This window comes from Marseilla massiliensis (assembly GCF_016899855.1).
Lineage (GTDB): Bacteria > Bacteroidota > Bacteroidia > Bacteroidales > Bacteroidaceae > Prevotella.
The window spans coordinates 1-7,759 of sequence record NZ_JACJJG010000119.1 but is presented as its reverse complement, the minus strand read 5'-3'; the positions used below and the strand labels follow the sequence as shown (position 1 = coordinate 7,759).

Below are 7,759 nucleotides of genomic sequence, written 5' to 3'. Positions count from 1 at the left end.
CCCCACATGAGCATCGGTAACAACACCCCGGAGACGGCGCACGCCGGGAGCGGCGAACAAAAACGGCTGTGGAAAAGAAAAAAAACGGTGGGGCATGGAGGGAATGACAACGGAAGATAGTATCTTTGCTGCGATTTTGTCAGGCGGCCCCGCGGGTCCGCCTGACAAAGACCGGGAATGTAAAGTAAAGCGGCACATTTCCTGATGCGATGTCAACTATTCCAGTACCTCTATCAAGAGTGTGTAAAATAATGTAGTTTATTTAAACAAAAACTGTCAACCTATTTCAGGAAAAGACAACGGAAAAACAATGAAGATGCAAAAGGTCATCTTTTGCATTACAATAAATGCCCTTTAACAAACTAAAAGGCCATCTTTTACAATGCGAAAGACGGCCTTTTATAATTCAGTTTGGCACTATTTAAAACACCATACGTAACACGCTGAAAATCAATATGTTACGATTTGCTTACAACAATCAGCTTACCAGCAGCTCGGCTATTGTGGGATGGATGTGGGTTATGTCGTGAAGACGGTCGACAGTACAGTCCACCGCCATCAGGGCCGACACTTCCTGTACGATGTCGGCGGCATGGACGCCGCACACATGACAGCCTATTATCCTGCCGCCACTGCCTGTTATCAGCTTCAACAAACCGCCGTCTGCCTCGTCGGCAACGGCACGCCCGTTGGCACGGAACGGAGTCTTGCGGACTGAATAGTCCAACCCTGCGTCACGGCATTGCGCCTCGGTAAGTCCTACCGACGCCGCTTCGGGATTGGTGAACACGGCCGACGGCATTACGTCGAGACGTATATCATCAGGCTTTCCGATAATGCAGTTAACGCATCTCATGCCCTGCATTATGGCGGCATGGGCCAACATGCAACGCCCGTTGACGTCACCGATGGCGTAAATGCCGTCAATGTTGGTACGCATATTATCGTCTACGGTGATACAGCCACGCTCTGTTGCCACGCCTATGGCTTCAAGGCCAAGTCCGCCGGAGTCGGCTTCACGGCCCGTCGCCACGAGTACGATGTCGGCAACGGCCTGCCCGGCCTTGCCCTTACACTCGTAATTAACTTCAAGAAGTCCGTCGGTCGTGGCGATACGGCTTACCCCGGCCTGCATTACGAACTTTATGCCACGCTTCTCCATAGCCTTGCGCACACGCCGCGAAATGTCCTGATCGTATGGGGGAAGGCACTCTTTCATGTATTCAACGACGGTTACCTCGCACCCGAAACTCCTGAACACGGAAGCGAACTCGAGACCTATCACGCCAGCGCCAATGATACACAAAGTGCGTGGAAGGGTGTTTAGTTCGAGCAAACCATCAGAGGTCATCACGCCCGGCAGGTCGAAACCTTCCACCCTTAGGGGCTTCGGGCGCGACCCCGTAGCTATTATGATATTGTCGGAACAATAATCCTCGCCGTTTACGGACACGGTATTCCTGTCCTTGAACACAGCATTGCCACGCACGAGGGTTATGCCTGGCTGTGCCATGAGTGATTCGACATCCTGCCGTAGCTTTTCCACAACGTCACGTTTACGGTTGCTTATCCTGTCGAAATCAACTTCTGGCTGAGCGCCCGTTACCAAACTGGCAGCGTCCAGCAAAGACGCATCATGGCACAAAGCCTTGGTCGGTATGCAACCGCTGTTGAGACAGGTCCCGCCAACATGCTTCCGCTCGATGATTGTTACCTCCAATCCTTGCCTGGCGGCATATACCGCCGTGTGATAACCGCCCGGCCCGGCGCCTATTATTATGAGATCAGTCTTCATCTTTAATGTATTTTAGTACCGGATGCTTGGCTGCAAGTACGTCGTCAACACGCCCTATGGGCGTATTGTGTGGCGCCCCCTTAACCAAATCAGGCTCTTCGGAGGCCTCACGGGCTATCTTGCGCATTGTGTCGATAAACAAGTCTATGGTTTCCTTGCTTTCCGTTTCCGTCGGTTCTATCATCATTGCTTCATGGAACAACAGCGGGAAATATATCGTCGGAGCATGCATGCCGAAATCAAGCAGACGCTTTGCCACATCCATCGTTGTAACTCCGGTCGTCTTGTCTTTTAGCCCGTCAAAGACAAATTCATGCTTACACAAGCCTTTTATCGGCAATTCGTAGACATCTTTAAGGCTTTCCTTTATGTAATTGGCATTGAGCGTAGCCAACGGACCTACCATCTTGATATTCTCACGACCAAGCGTCAGGATATATGAATAAGCCTTTAGCTCAACACCAAAGTTGCCAAGAAATGCCCCTACGTGGATATCACCGTCACCTCCGGCTTCCAATTCGTACTTGTCGCCATGCTTTACAACCCTCGGTTTGGGTAAAAATTGCTCAAGTCCGGCCCTCACTCCTACCGGACCACTGCCCGGACCGCCACCACCGTGGGGCGTTGAGAATGTCTTGTGGAGGTTGACGTGCATCACGTCAAAGCCCATATCACCCGGTCGGCATGCTCCAAGCATGGGATTCAGGTTAGCTCCGTCATAATACATCAGCGCCCCGCATTCATGTACAAGCCGCGCAATCTCGGGTATTTCGGGTTCAAACAAACCAAGAGTGTTGGGATTAGTCATCATCATCGCGGCCACGGTATCGTCCAACAAGCCACGCAAGTCGGCCACGTCAACCGTCCCGTCAGCCGTACTTTTTACCTCTACCACTTCAAGTCCGCATACCGCAGCCGAGGCAGGATTGGTTCCATGGGCCGAGTCCGGCACTATGACTTTTACCCTTTTACCGTCACCACGGCTCTCATGGTAAGCCCGAATTATCATAAGTCCTGTCAATTCGCCATGCGCACCGGCAAAAGGATTCAACGTAAACTCACCCATACCGGTTATTGCCGACAGTGATTTCTGCAATCCATAATAAGCTGCAAGAGCTCCTTGACATGTATTCAAAGGTTGTGCGGGATGCATTTCGGCAAATTCCTTGCGCGCAGCTATTTCCTCATTAATTGCCGGATTATACTTCATCGTACAGCTTCCTAACGGATAAAAGCCGTTATCAACACCAAAGTTATTGCCACTCAGATTCGTATAATGACGCACGACAGTCAGTTCATCACACTCAGGCAGGTCCACGTCGGCAACCCTCCGCATACAGGATGGGAGCTCATAATCGCCATATCTGTTTTTCGGCAACGAATAAGCTTTACTTCCTTCATGCGAAAGCTCGAATATAAGTTTGCCGTAAAGTTTTCTGTTCATTTCTCTGGAAAATAAGAATTACAGGTTAAGAAACTACTTACATAAATCCACTAGGCGGTCAATCTCCTCTTTGGTGCGCTTTTCAGTCATGGCGAACATCAGTATATCGTCAGCTATCTTCACGCCACCGAGAATACCGTTGTCTGCCAATTTACTTTGCAAAGCGTCCACATCGCCGTCATACCTCACGCAAAACTCATTAAAGAACGGATGATTATAAACAAGCGTAAAGCGCCCCGTCTTAACCAGTTCGTCACAAAGATAATGCGCACCGGCATAAGAAAGGGATGCAGCCTCTTTCAAACCATTGCGTCCCATAGTAGCCATGTAGACTGTAACGAATAACGCCATGAGGCTTTCATTTGAACAAATGTTCGACGTTGCCTTCTGTCTACGGATATGTTGCTCGCGTGCCTGAAGCGTCAATACAAACGAACGGTTGCCACGGCTGTCGCGTGTCTCGCCTACAATCCTGCCCGGCATCTTACGCATAAGCTTCTCCGTGCAACACATATAGCCAACATACGGACCGCCGAACGACATCGGAATGCCAAGCGACTGTCCGTCGCCCACGGCTATATCGGCGCCCCACTCTCCCGGAGTTTTCAACAACGCAAGGTCGGCAGCTACCGAATTCATTATCAAAAGAGCTTTCTTGTCATGACAGGCTTCGGCAAAACCACCATAGTCCTCTATTATTCCATAACGGTTGGGCTGCTGTACCACAACTCCGGCAACGCCGCCTTCATCAAGCATGCGGCACATTTCACCCTTATCTGTCACACCTTCTGCATGTCCTATTATTCTTATCTTCACTCCATGGAAGTGTGCATAAGTATTCACTACAGCCTGAATCTTAGGGTCGACAGTATCCGAAACCAGCACCGTATCAGCCTTTTTAGCCGCGGCCTTGGCCATCAGCACTGCCTCGGCGGTAGCCGTAGTGCCATCATACATCGACGCATTGGATATATCCATGCCCGTAAGACGGGCCATCATAGTCTGGTATTCAAAGATATAATGCAGCGTTCCCTGTGATATTTCAGCCTGGTAAGGCGTATAGCTTGTCAGGAATTCAGAGCGTTCAATGATATATGGTATTATCGAAGGCGTATAATGATCGTACACTCCGGCACCGGCAAAGCACGTAAGCTGCCTGTCTCCACGGCACAAAGCGTCAAAAAAACGTCTCACCTCAACCTCACTCTTGGCCTCAGGCAAGTCATATTCGCCCTTGAAGCGTATTCCTTCAGGCACGTCTGCATACAAATCGTCGAGCGACTGCACGCCGATACGGCTGAGCATAGCGTCGATATCGCCCTCTGTATGCGGAAAATACTTAAATGACATATATTTTTTATGTTATAGGTTTCCAAGGCATTAAGCCATACAAGACCATTACCTATTTATTGCAAAACTCCTCATAGGCCGCCGCGTCCATAAGATTGTCAAGGTCGCCGGTATCCGAAAGTCTCACCTTTATAATCCAATTAGCATAAGCATCTTGGTTGACGAGTTCAGGAGAATCCTCAAGCCCCTCGTTAACTTCAACTACCGTGCCGCTTACAGGGGCAATAAGGTCACTTGCGGCCTTGACGCTTTCAACCGCGCCAAACTCCTCTCCGGCCTCAATATCGTCGTCAACATCGGGCATGTCTACATATACCACGTTGCCGAGAGCGTTCTGGGCATAATCGGTTATGCCGATATAACCATACTCACCTTCTATTTTCACATACTCGTGAGACTCTGAATAATAGAGTCCTTCAATAACTTTTGCCATGATATTCTTATTTTTTAGATTATTATTTCTTGTAATGTTTATCGTAAAAACGCTTCTTCACCACCGTTCCGGGGAATGTCTTTTTGCGTATTTGTACCTCAACGGCAGTGCCAAGCTTGGCGTATGCGACGTCAACAAGCGCCATACATACGCTCTTGTCGGTAGAAATTGAACGGTAACCAGTAGTAACCTTACCTACAACCTTGCCGTCTGCCACCACGTCGTAACCATGACGCGGCACAGCATGGCCTTCAAGCTCTATGCCGACAACCTTGCGGCCAACGCCTTCCGACTTCTGTTGAGCGACGGCTTCCTTACCGATAAACTCTTCTTTATCGAGCTTACAGAACATGCTAAGCCCTGCCATTACGGGACTTATGTCTCGCTCAAGCTCATTACCGTAAAGCGGAAGGCCGACCTCGAAGCGCAAAGTGTCGCGGCAACCCAGTCCACAAGGCTTGCATCGCCCGCTCGCAATAAGCTCATCCCAAAACTTATTGATAATGTTGTGGTTACCGTAAATCTCAAAGCCATCCTCTCCCGTGTATCCGGTACGGCTCAATATGATAACGTCGCCGTCAACATCGAGGGTCTTGAACGTGTAAAACACTAGTTCTTTACACGGCAAACCGAGCACCTCCTCGACAACCTTCTCGGCTTCGGGACCTTGCACGGCAAGCTGTCCAAAATGCTCTGACACATCCTCTACCTTGACATCGAAGCCTTCGGTATTGTCCTTTAACCAGGCTACGTCCTTATCCGTATTAGAAGCGTTGATGACAAGGAAGAAGCTCTCGTCACCCATCCTGTACACAAGGAGGTCGTCAACCGTTCCGCCGTCAGGATAAAGCATCATGCCGTAGAGCACCTGCCCCGCACCGATGGCATTGACATCATTGGTAAATATATGGTTAACGTAGCGCAAGGCGTCCTTTCCCGTAACGACGACCTCGCCCATGTGTGACACGTCGAACACGCCGCATGCCGTACGCACGGCGTTATGTTCGTCGATGATTGACGAATACTGTATTGGCATGTCATAGCCTGCAAAAGGCTGCATCAGTGCCCCAAGGGCCACGTGCTTGCCGTAAAGACATGTTCTTTTATTTTCCATAAATATTATATTTGTTGACAAGTTTCTTACAGAATAAAGTTTTTCAAACGGTTAAACTATCTCCGTCGTGCATTAACTAATCACCGTCGCCGCACAGAAGGTCGACAAAATCCTCTTTACGAAGGTTCATAATGTAATCTTCCGTATGGTCAGGTAATGCGAGTGCAACCGCCTCACGGGTCAGTACTACGTTATTAAGGCATGCCAATAGACCGCCATCAACATCGCCCGTAACAAAGAAATCGCCATTGAGGGTCACGCTCTTGATTACCGTACCCTTAACGTCAATAAGCGCTTCAAGCTCTCCCACCCCGTCAATCCTGCGCCGTCTGGTCAGCGTGTGGCGCGGATTATTACCGTAAATGAAATCGGGCGAGAGATAAACCTCACGTTCTATCCTCTCTATTTCCTCAACGTCAGCCTGTGTCAAGACATGCTCGCCGTCACACAGAGTACGCCGTATGTCTGCCTTGAAGTCGTCAATGCTTACGTCAATATAGTCTTTCAACAGTGCCACGCGCCGGCGCACGCTGTCCACGCCGTTGCTCGCCAGCTTCTCTCCCGGCGGCGTTATGCTGCGCGTCATGTTGTCCATGTCGGTATCAAAAAGCATTGTGCCGTGTACTATGTTACGGCCGGGTATGTGATAAAATGCCGTGCCCGACACCTTCCGGCCTTCTATCAGGATGTCGTTACGGCCGTCGGCTGTCGCCTCGACGCCCATTCTTCTGAGCATAAGCACCATCATCTGCATGTAGCGGTTAAACGTAAGGCCCACGTTGTCGCCACCTGTTATGAACGAAAACATTACGTTGTCATTGTCGGCATACACGCAACCGCCGCCGCTCTTTCGCCTGAACATGCCTATGCCGTGGCTCCGGCAATAATCCACGTTTACCTCATTGCTTACAAGCTGGTTGCGCCCGAACACTACGGAAGGCTCAACCTGCCAGTAAAACAGGCAGTCGTCAGCCGTGACGTTACGCGCCACAAATTCCTCCATGGCTAAATAAAACGACACTTTTCGTATCTTTTCTTCAGGCAAAGCAACGTATAACATTCCGTTTTTCAAGTTATATCAGGCACAATGTGTCAAAAGGTTACGGCAGCGCCATTACGGCAAGTCTTACCGTGTTACAAAGATAACAATTTAATCGTAACGGGCGAATGAAATACTGATAAAAATTCAACCTGAAAATAATTTGCGGCGCATAAAATACGCATAGAAAAACAATTGCTTTCCAATTGACGGCAAACAGCATTCCCAATGTCTTGTCCTGGCAAAAGTTGACACATTTATGAACAATAAAAAATGTGTAAAACAATGCGAAAGAATCCAACAAAGTACAGCGAGGAGTTCAAATTGAGCGTCCTTCGTGACTATTACTCGTCAGGCATGAGCAAGCGCAAGTGTGCAAAGAAGTATGGCCTGTGTAATCCGACGTTATTGTCGTCATGGCAGTCAAAATATGGTGAGAAAACCTTATCTTTGCCGTCGGAAGAAGAATACGACGACATGGCAAGACGCAGCAAGGAGGAATACAGGGATGAGAACGCGGCCCTGCGCAAGCGCGTGCGCGAGTTGGAGAAGGCGCTTGCGTACTCGCGTTTGGAGACGGAGGC

The 7,759-nt window shown here is 49.5% G+C and carries 7 protein-coding genes; 1 reads left to right on the top strand and 6 read right to left on the bottom strand.

Annotated features, from left to right (window positions below):
- Window positions 1-478: 478 nt before the first annotated feature.
- From lpdA to H6A34_RS12710, 6 genes are all read right to left on the bottom strand, one after another.
- Window positions 479-1,795, bottom strand: coding sequence for a dihydrolipoyl dehydrogenase (lpdA, locus tag H6A34_RS12735; protein WP_205105824.1), 1,317 nt, complete (start codon window positions 1,793-1,795; stop codon window positions 479-481).
- Window positions 1,785-3,239, bottom strand: a complete 1,455-nt coding sequence (gene gcvPB / locus H6A34_RS12730; protein ID WP_205105823.1) for an aminomethyl-transferring glycine dehydrogenase subunit GcvPB — start codon at window positions 3,237-3,239, stop codon at window positions 1,785-1,787. The genes lpdA and gcvPB overlap by 11 nt, the downstream gene beginning before the upstream one ends.
- Before the next feature lie 33 nt (window positions 3,240-3,272).
- Window positions 3,273-4,589 (bottom strand): aminomethyl-transferring glycine dehydrogenase subunit GcvPA, encoded by a 1,317-nt coding sequence (gcvPA, locus tag H6A34_RS12725; RefSeq protein ID WP_205105822.1) that lies wholly within the window; start codon window positions 4,587-4,589, stop codon window positions 3,273-3,275.
- Between the two features lie 52 nt (window positions 4,590-4,641).
- Window positions 4,642-5,022 (bottom strand): glycine cleavage system protein GcvH, encoded by a 381-nt coding sequence (gene gcvH / locus H6A34_RS12720; RefSeq protein ID WP_021947843.1) that lies wholly within the window; start codon window positions 5,020-5,022, stop codon window positions 4,642-4,644.
- Window positions 5,023-5,044: 22 nt separating this feature from the next.
- Entirely contained in the window at window positions 5,045-6,136 is a 1,092-nt protein-coding gene (gene gcvT / locus H6A34_RS12715; protein WP_021947844.1) for a glycine cleavage system aminomethyltransferase GcvT, read from the bottom strand.
- A 76-nt stretch (window positions 6,137-6,212) separates the two neighbouring features.
- The gene (locus H6A34_RS12710; protein ID WP_205105821.1) at window positions 6,213-7,196 is read right to left on the bottom strand and encodes a lipoate--protein ligase; all 984 of its coding nucleotides are present in this window, start codon (window positions 7,194-7,196) and stop codon (window positions 6,213-6,215) included.
- A 264-nt stretch (window positions 7,197-7,460) separates the two neighbouring features.
- Here H6A34_RS12710 and H6A34_RS12705 point away from each other — a divergent pair.
- Window positions 7,461-7,759, top strand: a 299-nt coding sequence (locus H6A34_RS12705; RefSeq protein WP_205102961.1) for a transposase, incomplete at its 3' end; no start/stop codon positions are given.

What these genes read in the sequence shown, in the direction of transcription:
- lpdA (WP_205105824.1), bottom strand. Translation starts at nt 1,795, where the DNA reads ATGAAGACTGATCTCATAATAATAGGCGCCGGGCCGGGCGGTTATCAC.
- gcvPB (WP_205105823.1), bottom strand. Translation starts at nt 3,239, where the DNA reads ATGAACAGAAAACTTTACGGCAAACTTATATTCGAGCTTTCGCATGAA.
- gcvPA (WP_205105822.1), bottom strand. Translation starts at nt 4,589, where the DNA reads ATGTCATTTAAGTATTTTCCGCATACAGAGGGCGATATCGACGCTATG.
- gcvH (WP_021947843.1), bottom strand. Translation starts at nt 5,022, where the DNA reads ATGGCAAAAGTTATTGAAGGACTCTATTATTCAGAGTCTCACGAGTAT.
- gcvT (WP_021947844.1), bottom strand. Translation starts at nt 6,136, where the DNA reads ATGGAAAATAAAAGAACATGTCTTTACGGCAAGCACGTGGCCCTTGGG.
- H6A34_RS12710 (WP_205105821.1), bottom strand. Translation starts at nt 7,196, where the DNA reads ATGTTATACGTTGCTTTGCCTGAAGAAAAGATACGAAAAGTGTCGTTT.